Annotated in this window: 19 protein-coding genes; 7 read left to right on the top strand and 12 right to left on the bottom strand. The window is 72.5% G+C overall.

Annotation, left to right across the window (positions count from 1 at the left end; all coding sequences use genetic code 11):
• Window positions 1–115 precede the first annotated feature (115 nt).
• Window positions 116–1585, top strand: a complete 1470-nt coding sequence (locus FHS39_RS01855) for a sensor histidine kinase (RefSeq protein ID WP_184345975.1) — start codon at window positions 116–118, stop codon at window positions 1583–1585.
• 121 nt (window positions 1586–1706) lie between these two features.
• Here FHS39_RS01855 and FHS39_RS01850 read toward each other — a convergent pair whose 3' ends face one another.
• Window positions 1707–1964 carry a WhiB family transcriptional regulator gene (locus FHS39_RS01850; protein WP_004937597.1) on the bottom strand — a complete coding sequence of 86 codons (258 nt, stop codon included), beginning with the start codon at window positions 1962–1964 and terminating at the stop codon, window positions 1707–1709.
• Window positions 1965–2286: 322 nt separating this feature from the next.
• Entirely contained in the window at window positions 2287–3255 is a 969-nt protein-coding gene (locus FHS39_RS01845) for a diacylglycerol/lipid kinase family protein (protein ID WP_184345974.1), read from the bottom strand.
• Between the two features lie 81 nt (window positions 3256–3336).
• Here FHS39_RS01845 and FHS39_RS01840 point away from each other — a divergent pair, with 81 nt between their 5' ends.
• Window positions 3337–3798, top strand: coding sequence for a hypothetical protein (locus FHS39_RS01840; protein WP_184345973.1), 462 nt, complete (start codon window positions 3337–3339; stop codon window positions 3796–3798).
• 29 nt (window positions 3799–3827) lie between these two features.
• Here FHS39_RS01840 and FHS39_RS01835 read toward each other — a convergent pair whose 3' ends face one another.
• From FHS39_RS01835 to FHS39_RS01820, 4 genes are all read right to left on the bottom strand, one after another.
• Complete coding sequence (locus FHS39_RS01835; protein ID WP_343069309.1) at window positions 3828–4766, bottom strand: RNA polymerase sigma factor SigF; 939 nt, start codon at window positions 4764–4766, stop codon at window positions 3828–3830.
• 16 nt (window positions 4767–4782) lie between these two features.
• Complete coding sequence (locus FHS39_RS01830) at window positions 4783–5199, bottom strand: ATP-binding protein (protein ID WP_184345972.1); 417 nt, start codon at window positions 5197–5199, stop codon at window positions 4783–4785.
• Window positions 5200–5397: 198 nt separating this feature from the next.
• Window positions 5398–5943, bottom strand: coding sequence for a GNAT family N-acetyltransferase (locus FHS39_RS01825; protein ID WP_184345971.1), 546 nt, complete (start codon window positions 5941–5943; stop codon window positions 5398–5400).
• 38 nt (window positions 5944–5981) lie between these two features.
• Window positions 5982–6242, bottom strand: coding sequence for a UBP-type zinc finger domain-containing protein (locus tag FHS39_RS01820; protein WP_184345970.1), 261 nt, complete (start codon window positions 6240–6242; stop codon window positions 5982–5984).
• Between the two features lie 62 nt (window positions 6243–6304).
• Between FHS39_RS01820 and FHS39_RS01815 the strand changes: the two genes are divergently transcribed.
• On the top strand, window positions 6305–7903 hold the full coding sequence (locus FHS39_RS01815) for a Na+/H+ antiporter (protein ID WP_184345969.1): 1599 nt from the start codon (window positions 6305–6307) through the stop codon (window positions 7901–7903).
• Here FHS39_RS01815 and FHS39_RS01810 read toward each other — a convergent pair.
• Window positions 7879–8826, bottom strand: coding sequence for a 1-aminocyclopropane-1-carboxylate deaminase/D-cysteine desulfhydrase (locus FHS39_RS01810; protein ID WP_184345968.1), 948 nt, complete (start codon window positions 8824–8826; stop codon window positions 7879–7881). The two genes, FHS39_RS01815 and FHS39_RS01810, sit on opposite strands and share 25 nt — an antisense overlap.
• A gap of 46 nt (window positions 8827–8872) precedes the next feature.
• On the opposite strand from FHS39_RS01810, the gene FHS39_RS01805 reads away from it, so the two are divergent.
• Window positions 8873–9784 (top strand): glutaminase, encoded by a 912-nt coding sequence (locus FHS39_RS01805; RefSeq protein WP_184345967.1) that lies wholly within the window; start codon window positions 8873–8875, stop codon window positions 9782–9784.
• 239 nt (window positions 9785–10023) lie between these two features.
• Here FHS39_RS01805 and FHS39_RS01800 read toward each other — a convergent pair whose 3' ends face one another.
• Together FHS39_RS01800 and tatA are read right to left on the bottom strand one after the other, a co-directional pair.
• Entirely contained in the window at window positions 10024–10962 is a 939-nt protein-coding gene (locus FHS39_RS01800; RefSeq protein WP_184345966.1) for a beta-ketoacyl-ACP synthase III, read from the bottom strand.
• A gap of 200 nt (window positions 10963–11162) precedes the next feature.
• Window positions 11163–11357: a Sec-independent protein translocase subunit TatA gene (gene tatA / locus FHS39_RS01795; RefSeq protein WP_184345965.1), complete on the bottom strand. Its 195-nt coding sequence runs from the start codon at window positions 11355–11357 to the stop codon at window positions 11163–11165.
• Between the two features lie 232 nt (window positions 11358–11589).
• On the opposite strand from tatA, the gene FHS39_RS01790 reads away from it, so the two are divergent.
• Together FHS39_RS01790 and FHS39_RS01785 are read left to right on the top strand one after the other, a co-directional pair.
• A complete protein-coding gene (locus FHS39_RS01790) occupies window positions 11590–13026 on the top strand; it encodes an LCP family protein (protein WP_425507723.1) in 1437 nt (478 codons plus the stop codon).
• A gap of 89 nt (window positions 13027–13115) precedes the next feature.
• Window positions 13116–14471: a hypothetical protein gene (locus FHS39_RS01785; RefSeq protein ID WP_184345963.1), complete on the top strand. Its 1356-nt coding sequence runs from the start codon at window positions 13116–13118 to the stop codon at window positions 14469–14471.
• Window positions 14472–14490: 19 nt separating this feature from the next.
• Here FHS39_RS01785 and mgtA read toward each other — a convergent pair whose 3' ends face one another.
• Together mgtA and FHS39_RS01775 are read right to left on the bottom strand one after the other, a co-directional pair.
• Window positions 14491–17115 (bottom strand): magnesium-translocating P-type ATPase, encoded by a 2625-nt coding sequence (gene mgtA / locus FHS39_RS01780; RefSeq protein WP_184345962.1) that lies wholly within the window; start codon window positions 17113–17115, stop codon window positions 14491–14493.
• On the bottom strand, window positions 17099–17497 hold the full coding sequence (locus FHS39_RS01775) for a metalloregulator ArsR/SmtB family transcription factor (protein ID WP_184345961.1): 399 nt from the start codon (window positions 17495–17497) through the stop codon (window positions 17099–17101). The genes mgtA and FHS39_RS01775 overlap by 17 nt, the downstream gene beginning before the upstream one ends.
• A 142-nt stretch (window positions 17498–17639) precedes the next feature.
• Here FHS39_RS01775 and FHS39_RS01770 point away from each other — a divergent pair, with 142 nt between their 5' ends.
• Window positions 17640–17903 (top strand): GlsB/YeaQ/YmgE family stress response membrane protein, encoded by a 264-nt coding sequence (locus FHS39_RS01770; RefSeq protein WP_184345960.1) that lies wholly within the window; start codon window positions 17640–17642, stop codon window positions 17901–17903.
• Window positions 17904–17928: 25 nt separating this feature from the next.
• Here FHS39_RS01770 and FHS39_RS01765 read toward each other — a convergent pair whose 3' ends face one another.
• A complete protein-coding gene (locus tag FHS39_RS01765) occupies window positions 17929–18594 on the bottom strand; it encodes an HAD family acid phosphatase (RefSeq protein ID WP_184345959.1) in 666 nt (221 codons plus the stop codon).
• Between the last annotated feature and the right edge of the window lie 6 nt (window positions 18595–18600).

Raw genomic sequence — 18600 nt, 5'->3', positions numbered from 1 at the left:
GGAAGCTTTACCTGTTCATTGTGGACTAGACCACTCGTCGCTGTCCATGCCTTCGCCCCGAGGGCGCGGACCCGTCGCCGGCGCGGGCGCGAGTAGGCTCACCACCGTGCCCTCCATGAACGACCTCGTACGTCAGCACACCGCCCTCGACGACTCCGATCTCGAGTGGCTGCACCTGCTGGTCTCGGAGTGGCAGTTGCTCTCCGACCTCTCCTTCGCCGACCTCGTGCTGTGGGTGCCCACCCTCGACGGCACCCGCTATGTCTCGGTCGCGCAGATGCGGCCCAACACCGGCCCGACCTCCTACCAGAACGACATGGTCGGCCACCTCGTGCCGCGCGGCCGCCGCCCCATGCTCGACGCCGCCCTCGACGAGGGCCGGATCGTGCGCGAGGGCGATCCGGAGTGGCGCGAGGAGGTGCCGGTGCGGGTGGAGTCGATCCCGGTGCGCCGGGACGGCCGGGTGCTGGGCGTCATCGCCCGCAACACCAACCTGCTCACCGTGCGGACCCCCAGCCGGCTGGAGCTCACCTACCTGCAGAGCGCCTCCGACCTGGCCCAGATGATCGCCAGCGGGGCCTTCCCCTTCCCCGGGCAGCAGGTCGACATGGACGCCTCGCCGCGCGCGGGCGACGGCCTGATCAGGCTCGACGCCGACGGCATCGTCCAGTACGCGAGCCCCAACGCCCTCTCCGCCTATCACCGGCTCGGCCTCGCCGCCGATCTCGTGGGGCATCATCTGGGCGAGACCACCGCTCAGTTGGCGCCCTCGCGCGCACCCGTCGACGAGGGGCTCGCCAAGCTGGCCAGCGGCTGGGCGCCGCGAGAGTTCGAGGTCGAGGCCAACGACGGGGTCATTCATCTGAGGGCGATCCCGCTCAAACCCAAGGGCAGCCACATCGGTTCGCTCGTACTGCTGCGCGATGTAACCGAACTGAGACGTCGCGAGCGCGAGTTGATCACCAAGGATGCGACCATCCGGGAGATCCACCACCGGGTGAAGAACAATCTCCAGACCGTGGCCGCCCTGCTGCGGCTGCAGGCCCGCCGGATCGGCTCGCCCGAGGGCCGGGAGGCGCTGGAGGAGGCGGTGCGGCGGGTCGGGTCCATTGCGATCGTGCACGAGACGCTGTCGCAGAACCTCGACGAGCGGGTGGAATTCGACGAGATCGCCGACCGGGTCCTCGCCATGGTCGCGGAGATCTCCCCGGGCCGGGTCGCCGCCCGGCGCACGGGCCGCTTCGGCATCCTGGACGCCGAGGTCGCCACCCCGCTGGCGATGGTGCTGACGGAGCTGCTCCAGAACGCCCTCGAACACGGCTTCGGCCCGGGGGATCAGGGCACGGTCGAGGTCACCGCCGTGCGCGGCGACACCCGGACCGAGGCCCGGCTGCTGATCTCGGTGCAGGACGACGGCCGCGGCCTGCCGGAGGGCTTCGACCCGCAGCGCGCGGGCAACCTCGGGCTGCAGATCGTACGCACCCTGGTCGAGGGGGAGTTGGGCGGAAGCTTCGACATGGTGCCCGCTTCCGGGCAGGGAACGCGCGTCGTCCTCGACATTCCGGTGCGCGCCGGGAAGTCCTGACGCACGCCGACGGCGGAAAGCACTGAGCCCCGGACCTCTTCGTGAGGTCCGGGGCTCAAAGCTTCGCTGTGCTAAAGCACGGGGATACTGCGCGCTGCGGCTCGGGGGCCGAGGGGCTTCGTCAGGCGGTCGCGTTGCGCGCCCGGTTGCGAGCGGCGCGGCGCTTCATCGCGCGGCGCTCGTCCTCGCTGAGGCCACCCCAGACGCCGGAGTCCTGGCCGGACTCGAGTGCCCACTGCAGGCACTGCTCCATCACGGGGCAGCGGCGGCAGACGGCCTTGGCTTCCTCGATCTGCAGCAGCGCAGGACCGGTGTTGCCGATGGGGAAGAAGAGCTCGGGGTCTTCCTCGCGGCAAACGGCGTTGTGACGCCAGTCCATGGCTGCTCCATCTCCTCGTGTTACGGCTACGTGGCTTGTGAATGTGAACGCTTTCACGAATCCCCCCGCAAGGGAAGGGCCGAAGCCCAGTCGCGCAGACTGGTGCGGTCCAGGAAGTAAAGGAGGGGGTTCGGGCTCTTCGGGGAAGCCGTGATGGCGGGCTGTCCCGATCGCCATGAAGAGACTCGCAAACCTCGGCGGCGGATACAACCCCTTCTGGAAAGTTTTTTTGATTCCTCGGTGTCGGCTAGGTCACAGCCGTCATTCCAGTGGGTGGAACCCAGTCTAAACGTTCGAGTGAAAGGACTTTAGGCCCTAGCACTCACACAATCACACGCAGTGCACGGCGAACGCCTGTGAACGTCACGCTCGTACGGAGCCCAAGGTGGTCGCCGTCCATCTGGAACGGCAGGGGAGCCTGCGAATGCAAGGTGAAAGAGGTCTGGTCATGCAGTGACACAGTGTGTTTGCCCTCGGGTCCGCGCTCCGGCGTCGAGGTCAGCAGCTGGGTGCCGTAGCGGGTGGCCGTCAGCGTCGACAGCTTGGTGAATCCGAGCACGTCAAGGGCGGTGTCGAAGGATGCCCGCGGCAGCGCGTAGACCGGCCGGTTGCCCAGATAGGTCCAGGGCGCGGTGTTGCAGATTATCGACATGACGAGATTTTCGAGTGGCTCCTCGCCAGGCCGTTCGAGGGTGAGCGTGCCGTGCCGGCGGTTCGGTTCGCCGAAGAACTGACGCATCACCTGTCGCACGTACAGGGAGTGTGTCGAACGCTTGCCCCGCTGGCGCTGTTGCTCCACTCGGCCGACGACCCCCGCGTCGAACCCGAAGCCGGCGCAGAAGGTGAACCAGCGCGGGGGCACCCCCTCGTCCTCCGTGCCCGGCGTGCCGGCCGCGAGGCCCAGGCCCACCGTGCGCTCGCGGCCCTCGCGCAGCGCGTCCAGCAGGGCGCCGGTCGCCTCGACGACGTCGTTGGGCAGGCCCAGGGCGCGGGCGAAGACATTGGTGGAGCCGCCGGGCACCACGGCCAGCCGGGGCAGGCCCTCCGGATCCGGGCCGCCGTGCAGCAGTCCGTTGACCACCTCATTGACCGTGCCGTCCCCGCCGAGCGCGACGACCAGCTCAGTGTTCCCGCCCTCCGCCGCTCTGCGGGCCAGGTCGCGTGCGTGCCCCCGGTACTCGGTGGTGGCGACGTCCAGCTTCAGGTCGCTGGCCAGGGCGTGCGCCAGGACATCGCGGGTACGGGCACTGGTGGTGGTGGCCGAAGGATTGACCACGAGAAGCGCACGCATGCGCGCCAGCCTACCTACCTGTCGGTACACACCGACTCCAGGCCCCGGCTTCCGAAGACGTCATGCGGCTACCCTGCTGGGGTGAGCAGCAAGCAGTCCGCCCCGAAGAACGCCCGCAAGGGCGGCACCCCCCGCACCCCCGAGCCTGCCGCCCCGCGCCCGGCGCGGCTGACGGCAGCCGCGGCGCTCGCCGCGCTGGAAGGCGTGGCCATCCTCGCCGGGGGGATCTATCTGCTGGTCATGGGGGTGACGGGCACGCCGGACAGCGCCCGGCAGGCCGTGACGGGCGGGCTGACCGTGATCGCCCTGGCGGCGCTGCCGCTGCTGGCGGCGCGCGGCTTGTGGCTGCTGCGCCGCTGGAGCCGCGGGCCCGCGCTGGCCACCCAGATCATGGCGCTGCCGGTCGCCTGGACGCTCGCGAGCGCCGGCGGCGCGCTGATCGCCGCGGGCGTGGCCCTCGGGCTGGTCGCCGTGGCCGCGCTGGCGCTGCTGGTGAACCCGACGGCCACCCAGGCGCTCGGCATCGGCCCGCGCGAGGGCTGACCGCCGCCGCCCGGGCTCCTACTCCTCGATCACTCCTCGATGAGCAGCCGGTCCCGGAGCTGGGCGAGGGTGCGGGCCAGCAGCCGGGAGACGTGCATCTGGGAGATCCCCACCTCCTGGGCGATCTGCGACTGGGTCATGTTGCCGAAGAACCGCAGCAGAAGGATCTTCTTCTCGCGCGGCGGGAGGTCCTCCAGCAGCGGCTTGAGCGACTCGCGGTACTCGACGCCCTCCAGCGCCTCGTCCTCCGCGCCCAGGGTGTCCGCGACGGCCGGCGACTCGTCGTCGGTGTCGGGGACGTCCAGCGAGAGCGTGCTGTAGGCGTTGGCGGACTCCAGGCCCTCCAGCACCTCCTCCTCCGAGATCCCCAGGTGTTCGGCCAGCTCGTGCACCGTGGGGGCGCGGCCGTGCCGCTGGGAGAGCTCGGCGGTGGCGGTGGTCAGTGCCAGCCGCAGCTCCTGGAGCCTGCGCGGCACGCGCACGGCCCAGCCCTTGTCGCGGAAGTGCCGTTTGATCTCGCCGACGACCGTGGGCGTGGCGTAGGTGGAGAACTCCACGCCGCGGTCCGGGTCGAACCGGTCCACCGACTTGATCAGGCCGATGGTGGCCACCTGGGTCAGGTCGTCGAGCGGCTCGCCGCGGTTGCGGAACCGCCGCGCCAGGTGCTCCACCAGCGGCAGGTGCATCCGCACCAGGTGATTGCGCAGCTCGGCCCGCTCCGGCGAGCCGTCCGGCAGGCTCCGCAGCTCGACGAAGAGCAGCCGGGCACCGCTGCGGTCGTGGGGATCGGGATGCTGATGCCACGACTGGTGCTGGACATGATCCATGTGGTCCGCCCGCTCTGGTGGGTCGCTCGCCTCGCCCGGCTCGGGACCTGCCTGGCCCGGCACACCGCCCGCCGGATGCGGCCGGGCAGGCTGCTGCGGGATGGCCGGGGTGCGCACTCCCCGCGATGACGCAGTACTCACGGAGCCCCCTCTTCCGTCACGGCTGTCCGGGGCTGGCGCCGCGCTTCTTGTGCAGGCTGATGCTGACCGTACGGTCGTCCGCGACGGTGGAGTCGACCTCACCGGCCAGGGCGGAGAGCACCGTCCAGGCGAAGGTGTCGCGCTCGGGTGCGCGGCCGTCCGTGGTGGGTGCCGAGACGGTCACCCGCAGTGCGTCGCCGACCAGGCGGAAGACGCAGCTGAGAACGGAGCCGGGAACGGCCTGTTGCAGCAGGATCGCGCAGGCCTCGTCGACGGCGATGCGCAAGTCCTCGATCTCGTCGAGGGTGAAGTCCAAGCGGGCCGCGAGGCCGGCTGTCGCCGTCCGCAGCACCGACAGGTAGGCACCCGCAGCGGGCAGCCGGACTTCCACGAAGTCCTGGGTCGTCCCAGGCTCGCCTGCGATTGGGGACACCCTCACCTCCAAGGTGGCACAAGCTTCTTGAGCTGTTGGGAGCGCCGGCCCGCCGCCCTCGCGGGGAGGGCGGAGCGGCCCGGTGCGGCACATGGTCCGGCTGAGACGCTATCGCGATCCGCGGCTGAGCGCCGCAGGCCCACGACTGTCACTCATGGTAAACCCATGAGTACGCACAGTGGCTAGAGGCTTGCGTCTTCAAATCGAAAGAGCAATCGCCTTGTTGGGATTTTCGTCACTGTGCGCGAGCGCCGCAAGGGTCTGGAGCGGCTCACCCTGAAGCCTCTGCACCGTCCACCCGTCCATGGGTTGGGCGCCTATGGATGCGTAGAACGCGATCGACGGCTCGTTCCAGTCCAGCACTGACCACTCGAAACGCCGGTAGCCGCGGTCGACGCAGATCCGGGCGAGGGCCGCGAGGAGCGCTTTGCCGTGGCCGGCGCCGCGGGCGTGCGGCCGTACGTAGAGATCCTCCAGGTAGACACCCTGTGTGCCCGTCCAGGTGGAGAAGTTGCGGAACCAGAGCGCGAAGCCGACGACTTCGCCGCCCGCGCCCGGACCCGCTTCTCCCGGATCGTCACTCTCCGCTATCAGCGCGTAGACCGCGGGATCCTCTCCGAAGAGCGCCTCGTGCAACTGCTCCTCGGTGGCCTCGGCCTGCTCCAGCTCCCGTTCGTACTCCGCCAGTTCGCGGACCATCGCATGGATGACGGGCACGTCGGCCGGTGTCGCGGATCGGATCATGCGTGCATGCTAGCGGGCGCCGCCGACAACGCCAGGGCTCAGACGATGTGCTTGTCCACGTAGCACCAGCGCCACGTCTGGCCCGGCTCGTAAGCGCGCATCACCGCATGCCCGGTCTCCTCGAAGTGTGCGGTGGCGTGCTGATACGGCGAGGAGTCGCAGCAGCCCACGTGTCCGCACACCAGGCACAGCCGCAGCTGCACCGGGTGGCTGCCCGCGGCCTCGCAGTCGGGACAGGTGACGCTCAGCGCCGCGGGCTCGGGGCGCGGCAGCTCGGCAAGGTGCGAACACTCGATCATGATTGCCAGACTAGAGCGCACGGTCCGGATTGCGCGGTCCGGTCTGCACGGGCGGAGGACCGATGGACGTCATGCCACTGCTGATGCTGGTCGCGGGGAGCGCCGCCATCGCCGGTGCCGCCCGCCGCACACCCGTGCCCGCGCCGCTGCTGCTGGTCGCGGCCGGGCTCGTCGCCTCCTACGTGCCCGGGGTGCCCGCCTACACGCTCGACCCCGGCATCGTGCTGCCCCTGCTCCTGCCGCCGCTGCTGCACACCGCCGCGCTCGACAGCTCCTACCTGGACCTGCGGGCCAACGTGCGGCCGGTGGCGCTGCTCTCCGTCGGCTACGTCCTCTTCGCCACCCTCGTCGTCGGCTACGTGGCCCACCTGCTGGTGCCCGGACTGCCCGCGCCCGCGGCCCTCGTGCTCGGCGCGGTCGTCGCCCCGCCGGACGCGGTGGCCGCCACCGCCATCGCCCGCCGCCTCGGGCTGCCTTCGCGGATCACCACCATCCTTCAGGGCGAGTCCCTGGTGAACGACGCGACCGCCATCACCGCCTACAAGGTCGCCCTCGCCGCGGCCCTCGGCGCGAGCGCCACCTGGACGCACGGCATCCGGGAGTTCACCGTCGCGTCCGTCGGCGGCATCGGGGTCGGCCTGGTGCTGATGGTGCCGATCCACTGGCTGCGCAAGCGGCTGCGCGAGCCGCTGCTGCAGAACACGCTCTCCCTCCTCATCCCGTTCGTCGCCTACGCCGCCGCCGAACAGGTCGAGGCCTCGGGCGTGCTGGCCGTCGTGGTCGTCGCCCTCCACCTCGGCCACCGCTCCTGGCAGGTCGACTTCGCCACCCGGCTCCAAGAGGCGGCGGTCTGGCGGATGGTGGCCTTCATCCTGGAATCCACCGTCTTCGCCCTCATCGGCCTCCAGCTGCCCGTGGTGCTGCGCGGGCTCGGGGCGTACGGGACCGGGCGGGCCCTCTGGTACGCCGTGGCCGTCTTCCTCGCGGTCGTCGCCGCCCGCTACGTATGGGTCTTCCCGGCCACCTTCCTGCCGCGCGCCCTGTCCGCGCGGATCCGCGCGCGCGAGCCGGACACCACGTGGAAAGCGCCCGTCGTGGTCGGCTGGGCGGGGATGCGTGGCGTCGTCTCCCTGGCCGTGGCCTTCTCCATCCCGGTGGCCGCGCACGGGCAGCCCTTCCCCGGCCGCAACCTGATCCTCTTCCTCACCTTCGCCACCGTGATCGGCACCCTCGTCGTCCAGGGCCTCACCCTGCCGCCGCTCATCCGCAGGCTGCGGCTGCCCGAGCCCGACCCCGCCGCCGTCACCCTCGCCGAGGCCCAGGCCCAGAGCGAGGCCTCGGCGGCCGCCGAGGCCCGCCTGGAGGAGCTCCTCGCCGACGAGCGCAACGTCCTGCCGCAGCCGCTGGCCGACCGGCTGAGCGCGGCCATGGAGCGTCGCCGCAACGCGGTCTGGGAGCGGCTGGGCGCCGTCGACGAGCGGACGGGGGAGTCGGTGGACGACACCTACCGCCGCCTGGCGAGGGAGATGATCGGGGCCGAGCGGGCGGTCTTCGTGGAGCTGCGGGACGCCCGCCGCATCGACGACGAGATGCTGCGGACGCTGCTGCGCCGCCTGGACCTGGAGGAGGCGGCGGCCTACCGGGAGGAGTCCGCCGGCTGAGCCGGGGCCGCCCCGGTGACCACCGCCGCCACCGTCGTGCCCGGCGCGAACGCGCCCTCCTCGGCGAGCGTCGTCAGGCCCAGCAGCATCTTCGCCACGTACAGCCGCTCCAGCGGCAGCCCGTGCCGGGCGGTGAAGTCGTCGGCGAAGGCGTCGAGCTCGGGGGAGGTCCTGGCGTAGCCGCCGCAGTGGAAGCGCTCCTCCAGCAGCCAGTCGCCGCGCACCCCGCCGAAGGCCTCCTGCTGCAGGCGGCGGATCTCGGCGCCCAGGAAGCCGCCCTTGAGCACGGGGAAGCCGATCGCGCGCTGTCCCTGCTCCAGCCCGGCGGCCAGGCCCGCGAGGGTGCCGCCGGTGCCGCAGGCGACGCCCACGACGTCGGCGGCACCGCGCAGTTCCCGGCCCAGCGCCGCACAGCCGAGGGCGGCCGCGGCGTTGCTGCCGCCTTCGGGGATCACCAGGCAGTCCTCCGGCGGCGCGAGCGAGGCCAGTACCTCCGGCTCCGTCTTGCGGCGGTAGGTCGCGCGGTCGACGAAGCGCAGCTCCATCCCGTCCGCTGCGCAGCGCGCCAGCGACCAGTTCAGCGGCCGGCCCGCGAGCTCGTCGCCGCGGACGACGCCGATGGTGGCGAAGCCCAGCAGGCGCCCGGCGGCGGCCGTGGCCCGCAGGTGGTTGGAGTAGGCGCCCCCGAACGTCAGCAGCGTGTGCCGCCCGTCCTGCGCCGCGGCGCGCAGGTTCGGCTCCAGCTTGCGCCACTTGTTGCCCGGCAGGTCGGTGTGTATCAGGTCGTCCCGTTTGAGCAGCAGCCGCAGGCCGCGCCGCGCGAACCGCTCGTCCGCCACTTCCCGGAGCGGGGACGGCAGCTGGGGGCCAAGGGATGCCGGCGTGGCCGAGCCGGAGGGGTTGTGCCTGGTCACACCCCTCATTTTGTACCCTTGGCGCGCACCGGGAGCGAACAGAAAGCGTGCAGCAGTGGACTACCAGGCCGTACTCGAAGAGGTCGCCGCTTTCGCACGTCCGCTGGTCGGCCGCGGCCAGCCGGCGGATTACATCCCGGCCCTCGCCGAGGTGGACACCGGGCACTTCGGGATGGCCGTCGCCGACGTGGACGGCGGGGTGTACGGCGTGGGCGACTGGGAACGGCCGTTCTCCGTGCAGTCCATCTCCAAGGCGTTCAGCCTCGCGCTGGTCCTCGCCGAGGGCGGCGACCGGATCTGGGAGCGGGTCGGCACAGAGCCCTCCGGCAACCCCTTCAACTCCCTGGTGCAGCTGGAGTACGAGCACGGGATCCCGCGCAATCCGTTCATCAACGCCGGGGCGCTGGTCGTCACCGACCGGCTGCAGACGCTCACCGGCGACGCCAGCACCACGATGCTGGAGTTCCTGCGGGCGGAGAGCGGCAATCCGGAGGTCTCCTTCGACCCGGCCGTGGCCAAGTCGGAGTCCGAGCACGGCGACCGCAACGCGGCGCTGGCCCACTTCATGGCCAGCTACGGCAATCTCGACAACCCCGTGCCGACCGTCCTGGAGCACTACTTCTGGCAGTGCTCCATCGAGATGAGCTGCAAGGACCTCGCCCTGGCGGGCGGCTTCCTGGCCCGGCACGGGCTGCGGTCCGACGGCACCCGGCTGCTGCCGCGCCGGGAGGCCAAGCAGATCAACGCGGTGATGCTCACCTGCGGGACGTACGACGCCGCCGGGGACTTCGCCTACCGCGTGGGCCTGCCCGGCAAGAGCGGCGTGGGCGGCGGCATCGTGGCGGTGATACCGGGCCGCTGCACGCTGTGCGTGTGGAGCCCGGGGCTGGACGCCCGCGGCAATTCGGTCGCGGGCGTCGCCGCGCTGGACCACTTCACGACGCTGACCGGATGGTCGGTGTTCTAGGGCGTGTCCGATGGGTCAGCACAGGCCCCGCGACTCCCCCAGCTACCGCTGGGAGGTGCCCCCAGCACGGCACCTCGCCGCGTTGTCGCATGACCCGAGTACGCCCAGTACGCGGGTCATGCTCCGCCTTGCGATGCTCCCCCAGCTACCGCTGGGAGGTGCCCCCAGCGCCAGACGCCGCGGGACCCGCACTGACCCATCGGACACGCCCTAGGGCTTTCCCCAGTGCCCCCGCGGCGTCACGGGCAGCGGATGACCTGCCCCGCGTAGGAGAGGTTCCCGCCGAACCCGAAGAGCAGCACTGGCGCGCCCTTGGGGATCCGGCCCGTCTCCACGAGCTTGGACAGGGCGAGCGGGATGCTCGCCGCGGAGGTGTTGCCGGACTCCGTCACATCGGTGGCGACGACCGCGTTGACCGCGCCCAGCCGGCGTGCGACCGGCTCGATGATCCGCAGGTTGGCCTGGTGCAGCACGACCGCCGCCAGGTCCTCGGGGGTCACGCCCGCCCGCTCGCAGACCGTGCGGGCGATGGGCGGGAGCTGGGTGGTGGCCCAGCGGTAGACGGACTGGCCCTCCTGGGCGAAGCGGGAGGGGGTGCCCTCGATGCGGACGGCGTGCCCCATCTCGGGGACCGAGCCCCACACCACGGGGCCGATCTCCGGCTCCGCGGAGGCGGTCACGACGGCGGCGCCCGCCCCGTCGCCGACCAGGACGCAGGTGGTGCGGTCGGTCCAGTCGGCGACGTCGGTGAACTTCTCCACGCCGATGACCAGCGCGTTCACCGCCGACCCGGCGCGGATGGCGTGGTCGGCGGAGGCCAGGGCGTGGGTGAAGCCGGCGCAGACGACGTTGAGGTCCATCACGGCGGGCGAGCCCAGGCCCAGGGCGGCGGCGACCCGCGCGGCCGTGTTGGGGCTGCGGTCGACGGCCGTGCAGGTGGCGACGAGCACGAGGTCGATGTCGGCGGCGGCGAGCCCGCTGGCCGCCAGCGCCTTGGCGGCGGCCTCGGTGGCCATCGCGGCGACGGTCTCGCCGGGCTCGGCGATCCGGCGGGTGCGAATGCCGACGCGGGTGCGGATCCACTCGTCGCTGGTGTCGACCAGGCCGGCGAGATCGTCGTTGGTCAGCACCTTTGCGGGCTGGTAATGGCCGAGGGCGAGTACGCGTGACCCGGGCATCGGCGGTCCTCCAGCGACTGGTACGGGTGATACGGCACTGACCAGTCTTGACGCCGTGCGGCCGGGATCCGGTATGTGATCCGCCAATGTTCCGGCGGGTAACTCGTGAGATCCGCACAGGGCCCGTCCGCTGCGGCGGCCGGGCCCGTCGTGCGTGCGGCGGGGTCAGCGCGGGGCGAGCGCGCTCCGGAGGCCGGTGATCACCGGGCGCTGTCGGCCGCGGCGTGGGTCGCGGTGGGGCTCTCGTCCTTCATCGCCTTGGCCTCGCTCTTGAGGATGCGCATGGACTTGCCGAGGGCACGGGCGGTGTCGGGCAGCTTCTTCGACCCGAAGAGCACGACCACCACCAGCACGACCACCAGGAGGTGCCAGGGTTCCAGGGCGTTGCGCAGCACGGCGGCCCCACCTTTCTTCTGCGTTTCGACTTCCGATTACGGGCTACCGGCACCGTAACGGCTCCCGCTCAGAATACTTGCTAGATTGCGCAACTGGACAACCCAAGTCCGTGGCCGGACGTCTTACCCGGCGAGGGGATGCGAAGCGGGGGAGTGGATTGAGGACGGGGATATGACGGGCAGGCGAGGCAGGTCCGGGCACCGGCGCATGCGGACGGCTGCCGTCGTCGCAATGTCGTTCTTGGTGCTGCTGGCTGCGGGGGCGGGGTGGCTCTACCTCAAGCTCAACGGCAACATCAACACCTTCGACGCGGGCGGGCTGTCCAAGGACCGCCCCGGCGCCGGAGCGGGCGGGCAGAACGTCCTGGTCATCGGCTCGGACTCGCGCTCGGGCGACAACAAGGCCCTGGGCGGCGGCGAGGGCGACGTGGGCCGCTCAGACACGGCGTTCCTGCTGCACGTCTACGGGGACCGCAAGCACGCCATCGCCGTGTCCGTCCCCCGGGACACGCTCGTGGACATCCCGCCGTGCAAGCTGCCCGACGGCAGCTGGACGCAGGAGCAGACCCATGTGATGTTCAACTCCGCCTTCTCCGTCGGTGATTCGCCGAAGGGCAACCCCGCCTGCACGCAGAACGCCGTCGAGAAGCTGACGGGGCTGCGCGTCGACCACACCGTCGTCGTGGACTTCTCGGGCTTCTCCGCGATGACTTCGGCGGTCGGCGGGGTGAACGTCTGCGTACCGCAGGACGTGTACCAGGGCGACCTCAACCCCAACCTCGGCTCGCGCGGCGACCTCATCTTCCACAAGGGGCAGCAGAGTGTCTCCGGCGCCAAGGCGCTGGACTACGTGCGGGTGCGTCACGGCATCGGGGACGGCAGCGACATCGGGCGGATCCAGCGACAGCAGGCCTTCGTCTCCGCCATCATGAAGAAGGTGCGCTCGGAGGGCTTCAACCCCACCACCCTGGTGCCGCTCGCCGACGCGGCCACCAAGTCGATGACCGTCGATCCCGGGCTCGGCACGGCCGAGAAGATGCTCTCCTTCGCGATGTCGCTGAAGAACATCGACCTGCACGACATCAAGTTCGTCACCTTGCCCTGGCGTTACGACGGAAACCGGGTCGCCGTCGTGCAGCCCGACGCCGACGCGCTGTGGGCGTCCTTGAAGGCGGACCGCACGGTCGACGGCAAGAACGCCGCGAAGGGCGGCAAACAGGACGACAAGGGCGGTAACTCCCCCGCGACCCCCACGCCTTCGTCCTCGGGCCCCGTCTCCGGTGATGGCATCGAGGTCTCCGTGGCCAACGGCACGACCGTCAACGGCCTCGCCGCCCGCGCCTCCGCCGCGCTGCGCGGCCATGGCTTCACCGTCACCTCCACCCGCACCGCCACCGGCCGCGACGAGGGCATTACGGTGATCGAGTTCGGGCCGGGCCAGGCGGAGCACGCACGGACGCTGGCGCGGCTCTTCCCCGGGGCGTACGTACGAGGAGCCGCCGCCGACGGCATCGCGGTCACCCTGGGCCGCGACTACGCGGACGCCCCCTCCGCGGAGCCCTCGGCGACGACGGCCGCGCCGAGCGCGCCCGCGACGCTCTCCCCGGACGTCGCACGGAGGGCCCGGTCGGCCGACGACGACCCCTGCGCCAACCTCTCGTACGGATGAGCGGGCCGCGAGGGAACCGTAATGCCTGTTAAATTCGTTTTTGTGGTAAGTGCAGAGTAAGCCGTCGTTCTTCTTCGAGGAGCTCCGCCATGTCCGCCACACCCCGGGCGCTGCCCAGGCCACTGCTGGTCCTGATCGCCGCCCTCCTCGCGTTGGCAGGCGCGGCGCTCCGGCCCCCGCCCGCACATGCCGACACCGCGACCACCGGCCTGAACACCGTGGCTGCCGCGCTCCGGAAGGGGCCCGTCTACGTCGACCCGAGGGCCTCCGCACAGCTCCCGGACTCCGACGCCAAGGCGCTGGCGAACAAGATCAAGGACGCGGACCGGCCGGTCTTCGTGGCCGTGCTCCCCGCGAGCCCCGAATACCCCAAGGACACGGTCTTCCAAGACCTGCGTTCCCTGGTCGGCGTCGCGGGCGTCTACGCCGTCCACCTCGGCGACGGCTTCAATGCCAAGGCCGACGCCCGGGTCATGTCCCACAACGCCGTGAACAACCTCGTCGGCGCCGTCCACCGCTCCGGCGGCGACGCCAAGACGCAGCTGAACGCCTTCGTCGACGAGGCCCTGCGGACCGCCAAGGGCCACGCCCCGGACTCCTGGGGCGGCGGGCACGGCGGCATCGGCGCCGCCGGGCTGATCACCGGCGGCGCGATCGTCGTCGCCGGAGGCGCGGGCGCCTACGCCCTCTTCCGGCGCAACAAGCGCAAGCGGGAGGAGCGCGAGCGCGCCGAGCTGGACGCGCTGCGCGTCGTGGTCGACGAGGACATCACCGCCTTCGGCGAGGAGCTCGACCGGCTGGACTTCAAGCCCTCCGAGGCCGGTGCGACGGACGAGATGCGCCGGGACTACGAGCGGGCGCTGGACACCTACGAGGAGGCCAAGTCCAAGATGGCGGCCGCGGGCAAGCCGCAGGACGTCAAGGGCGTGACCGAGTCCCTCGACGAGGGCCGCTTCGCGCTGGCCACCCTCGCCGCGCGGCGCACCGGGGCGCCGCTGCCCGAGCGGCGGCTGCCCTGCTTCTTCGACCCCCGGCACGGGCCGTCCACCCAGGACGTGCAGTGGGCCCCGCCGGGCGGCGCGATGCGGACCGTACCGGCCTGCGCGGCGGACGCGGCGCGGGTGGCCGAGGGCGAGGAACCGCTGGCCCGGCAGGTCCAGACGGCGGCCGGACCGCAGCCGTACTGGAACGCGGGCCCGGCCTACGGACCGTGGGCCGGCGGCTACTTCGGCGGCGGGCTGCTGCCCGGCCTGCTCGTGGGCACCGCACTGGGCGGCCTGCTCAGCGGCCCCTCCTACGCGGCACCGTCCTCCTTCGACAGCGGCCCGGACGGCGGCGACTACACGGGCTCGGACTTCAACCCGGACGATTTCGGCGGAGGCGGAGGCGGCTGGGGCGACGGCGGCGGCGGTGGTGGCGGCGACTTCGGGGGCGGCGGCTGGTGAAGCGGGCCCGCCGCCCGGCTCAGGCGGCCGGCTGGCGGTCGGCGCGGGCGCGCGCGACCGCCAGCCCGGCCCCGTACAGGGCCAGGACCAGGGCCAGCAGCCCGTAGTACACGGGCGGCAGACCGGTCATCGACAGGGCCGCGCCCACCGGGGACAGCGGCAGCAGCAGGCCCACCACCGCCAGGCCGGTCACGGCCGGCAGCACCGGCCCCGCCGCCCGGCCCTCGGCCGCACGCCGGCCGGACCTCAGCAGCAGCATCACCATCCCCTGCGTCAGCAGGTTCTCCGTGAACCACCCGGCATGGAACGCCTCCTGCCCCCCGTGCCCGCCCAGCGACCGCACTGCCAGCGCCAGCACCCCGAACGTGGCGAGGTCCGCGGCCGCGTTGAGCAGCCCGAAGCCCGTCACGAAGCGCAGCAGCGCCCGCGGGCGCAGCACGGCCGGCCGCTCCCCGGCCCCGGCGCCCGGCTTGTCGAAGGCGAGGGCGAGCTGGGCCGCGTCGAAGAAGAGGTTCTGCACCAGCACCTGGGCCGGCAGCATCGGCAGGAACGGCAGCACCAGCCCCGCCACCAGCATCGCGATCACGTTGCCGAAGTTCGACGACAGGGTGATCCGCAGGTAGGAGGCGATGTTGGCGCTGCTGCGCCGCCCGGTCACGATCGCCCGCTCCAGGGCGGTGAGGTCCTTGGAGGCCAGCACCACATCGGCCGCCTCGCGCGCCACGTCCACCCCGTCCCGCGGGCAGACCCCCACGTCGGCGGCGCGCAGCGCGGCCAGGTCGTTGACCCCGTCGCCCAGGAAGCCGGTGGTGTGGCCGCCCTCCCGCAGCGCCCGGACGATGCGGGCCTTGTGCTCGGGGGCGCAGCGGGCGAAGACCGTCGTGTCCGTGGCGAGGCGGGCCAGGGCGGTGTCGTCCAGGGTGTCGATGCGGTCGGCGGTGACGACCTCGCCGGGGTCCAGGCCCAGTTCGCGGCAGACCCGGGCGGCGGTGCCGGGGTGGTCGCCGGTGAGCACCTTGACCGTGACGCCGCGGCGCGCGAGGCGCTCCACCGCCTCGGCGGCGCTCGGCGCGGGCGCGTCGCTCAGCCCGACGAAGCCGGTGAAGGTCAGGTCGTGCTCGTCGCCGGGGGCGTACGGGCGGCTGCGCGCGGGGCGTTCGGCGCGGGCCACGGCGAGCACGCGCAGCCCGCCGTCGGCCAGCGCGCGGGCGCGCCCGGCCAGCCGCTCGCGCTCGGCGGCGTCGAGCGCGCACCGGTCCAGGACGTCCTCGGGGGCGCCCTTGACCACCAGCGTGTGGGTGCTCGCCAGGGCGAAGCGGGGGTCGCCCGGGCGCCGGACGACGGCCGTGGACAGGCGGCGGCCGGGCCCGCAGGGGAGCGCGTCCACCCCCTCGTACTCCTCGCCCGGGTCCGTGCCGAAGTCCGCGGCGGCGGTGTCGAGGACGGCCTCGTCCAGCGCGTCGGGCGCGGGCAGCTCGGCGAGGTGCAGGGTCCACAGGGCGTTGACGGCGGCCCAGTGCAGCACGGCGGGGTCGGGGCGGCCGTCGGCGTCCTCGCTGACGGCGAGGACGGGCCGGTCCTCGGTGAGAGTGCCGGTCTTGTCCACGCACAGCACGTCCACGGCGCCGAGGTCGTGCAGCGCGGGCAGCCGTCTGACGATCACCTCGCCGTCGCGCGCGAGCAGCGCCGCGCCGCGGGCCAGGGCGGTCGTCACGATCACCGGCAGCATCTCGGGCGTCAGACCGACCGCCACGGCGACGGCGAACGGCATCGTCTCCAGGCCGCGCCCGTGCAGCAGCGCGTCCGCGATCAGCACCAGGGGAGCGGTGAGCAGCATGAACCGGATGAGGGTCCAGGCGATGCCGTTGACCGACCGGTCGAAGGGCGTGGCGGTCCGCCGGCCGCGGCCGCGCAGGCCGTGCTCCGCGGACAGGGCGCCGGAGAGCACGGTGTCGCGCCCGGTGGCGACGACGACTCCGCTCGCGGTGCCGGAGACCACGCTGCTGCCCTGGAAGCACAGGTGGGGCCGGTCGAAGCCGGATCCGCCGCCGTCGGGGCCGGGCGGTGTCTCGGCCGATTTCCGCACCGGTGCCGACTCGCCGGTCAGGGCGGCCTCGTGGACGGTCAGCCCGGTGGCGCGCAGCAGACGCAGGTCCGCGGGGACGAGGTCGCCGGGGGCGAGGAGCACCAGGTCGCCGGGGACCAGCTGGTCGACGGGGACCTCACGGGCCGTCGGCGGCGAGGCGTCCGTGGCGCGGCGGCGGACGGTGGCGGTGGCGGCCAGCAGTTCGCGCAGGGCGGCCGCCGAGCGGTCGGCGCGGTGCTCGCCGGTGGCGCGCAGCACACAGCTGACGGTGACCAGCACGGCGATCACACAGGCGGTGCCCCAGGCGGCCAGCACGGCCGAGACCAGGCCGAGCCCGACGAGCACGGCCGTGAAGGGGTCGCGCAGGCTGCGGGCGAACCGGCGGGGCCAGGAGGCGGGCCGCCTGCCGGGGAAGGTGTTCTCGCCGTGGCGGGCCAGGCGCTCGTCCGCCTCGGCCTCCACCAGCCCGCGCGGCCCGCTCTCCAGCGCGCGCAGCACCTCCAGGTCGCTGCCGCCGGGTCCGGGGGCCGCCGTACGGGCCTCAGGCGCCCAGGCCACGGAGGGTTCCGGCCGCGGCGCCCGCGTCGGCTTCGGCCCGGCGGTCGGCGAGCTGGCCGACCATGAGCCGGACGATGGTCACCACGTCGGGGTCGTCCACCAGGTAGACCACCCGGCGGCCTTCGCGGCGGGACCGCACGAGCCCGGCCAGCTTCAGCTTGGCCAGGTGCTGGCTGATGGCGGGCAGCGCGCCGCCCACCCGCTCGGCCAGCCCGCTGACGTCGCTCTCGCCCTGGGCCAGCGCCCAGACCAGGTGCAGGCGGGCGGAGGAAGCGAGCAGCCCGAAGGCGGCGGCGGCTTCCGCCAGCACCTCCGCCGAAGGGTCTTCCGGGTCGTCGAAGGACCCTTCGAAACTTCCGAAGCTCCCGACGCCTGCCGTCACTGTCGCTCTCCCGTCCCCAGCGGGCGTCGTCACGCCCGGGAAGGCCCCAGTCTAGGCGGGGCCGCCGGGTCCCCCGGCCTGACATGCACGTGCCGGGACATGGGCAGGTGTACCGGCAGGAACCGGCTGCAAGGGGGAGGTCATGGCAATCTCAGGAGTTATCAGTGCGATCGTGATCGGCGCCGTCATCGGTGTGCTGGGGCGGCTGATCGTGCCGGGGCGGCAGCACATCGGGGTGCTGTCCACGGTGCTGATCGGCATCGTGGCGGCCTTCGTCGGCGCGGTCATCGCCCACGCCCTGCACGTGGACCACACCAAGGGCGTGGACTGGATCGAGTGGATCATCCAGATCGGCCTGGCGGCGCTGGGGGTGGCCGCGCTGGACCGCTACAAGTCCCGGCACTGACGCACGCCGACGGCGTCGGGTGCGCTCAGGAGAGCTTGCCGTCGTAGTCCGGCAGCTTGAAGGTCCGCTCCGCGTGCCCGCCGGTCAGGTCGGTGGTGTTGTTCCCGATGTTGGCGATGATCGTGTAGCCCTTGGCCTCGATCTCCGCCCGTTTGGCGGTCTTGTACGTGCTCACCGCTTCGAAGAGGTCGGGCAGGTGACGCACGTACAGGCCGCCCACCGGGTAGCCGACCTTGCGCAGGTTCCACTCGGTGACGGAGTCCAGGATGCCGGGCCGGGCGGTGACGAAGAAGATGTCGGCCCCGCGGGAGTGCGCGTAGCGGGTGAGGTCCAGCACCGGCTTGACGGCCGGGGTGGGGATGGCCGCCCAGTGGAAGTCCGTCTCCAGCGAGGTGTTGTCGATGTCGAGCACGATGGCCTGCTTGTGGCCGTCCGCGTGCGCGGTGCGCTCGGTGACGTAGGGGGTGGCCCGGTCGACGACCGCCTGCACGTCGCGCTGCCAGGTGTCGTAGTCGACTCCCTTGAGGCCGGCGGTGCCGGAGGTCGCGGGCTGGGCGGCGGCGGTGGTGGCGGCGGGCGCGGCTGCGCTCGCGGGGGCGGCGGTCGCGCCCAGGACGGTCACGGCGGCGAGGGCGGCGACGGCCGTGGCGGCGGTGCGGCGCGTCCAAATCGAAGCGGTCGAAGCGGTCATGCGTGG

Source organism: Streptomyces olivoverticillatus (assembly GCF_014203555.1).
In the GTDB taxonomy this organism is placed as follows: domain Bacteria; phylum Actinomycetota; class Actinomycetes; order Streptomycetales; family Streptomycetaceae; genus Streptomyces; species Streptomyces olivoverticillatus.
The sequence above is the reverse complement of the archived record's forward strand: the minus strand, read 5'-3'. Positions and strand labels throughout refer to the sequence as shown.

Coding starts and splice junctions, on each gene's coding strand:
- FHS39_RS01850 (WP_004937597.1), bottom strand. CDS start 1,964: ATGGACTGGCGTCACAACGCCGTTTGCCGCGAGGAAGACCCCGAGCTC.
- FHS39_RS01785 (WP_184345963.1), top strand. CDS start 13,116: ATGTCCGCCACACCCCGGGCGCTGCCCAGGCCACTGCTGGTCCTGATC.
- FHS39_RS01855 (WP_184345975.1), top strand. CDS start 116: ATGAACGACCTCGTACGTCAGCACACCGCCCTCGACGACTCCGATCTC.
- FHS39_RS01815 (WP_184345969.1), top strand. CDS start 6,305: ATGGACGTCATGCCACTGCTGATGCTGGTCGCGGGGAGCGCCGCCATC.
- FHS39_RS01800 (WP_184345966.1), bottom strand. CDS start 10,962: ATGCCCGGGTCACGCGTACTCGCCCTCGGCCATTACCAGCCCGCAAAG.
- FHS39_RS01770 (WP_184345960.1), top strand. CDS start 17,640: ATGGCAATCTCAGGAGTTATCAGTGCGATCGTGATCGGCGCCGTCATC.
- FHS39_RS01825 (WP_184345971.1), bottom strand. CDS start 5,943: ATGATCCGATCCGCGACACCGGCCGACGTGCCCGTCATCCATGCGATG.
- FHS39_RS01790 (WP_425507723.1), top strand. CDS start 11,590: ATGTCGTTCTTGGTGCTGCTGGCTGCGGGGGCGGGGTGGCTCTACCTC.
- FHS39_RS01845 (WP_184345974.1), bottom strand. CDS start 3,255: ATGCGTGCGCTTCTCGTGGTCAATCCTTCGGCCACCACCACCAGTGCC.
- FHS39_RS01765 (WP_184345959.1), bottom strand. CDS start 18,594: ATGACCGCTTCGACCGCTTCGATTTGGACGCGCCGCACCGCCGCCACG.
- FHS39_RS01820 (WP_184345970.1), bottom strand. CDS start 6,242: ATGATCGAGTGTTCGCACCTTGCCGAGCTGCCGCGCCCCGAGCCCGCG.
- FHS39_RS01810 (WP_184345968.1), bottom strand. CDS start 8,826: ATGAGGGGTGTGACCAGGCACAACCCCTCCGGCTCGGCCACGCCGGCA.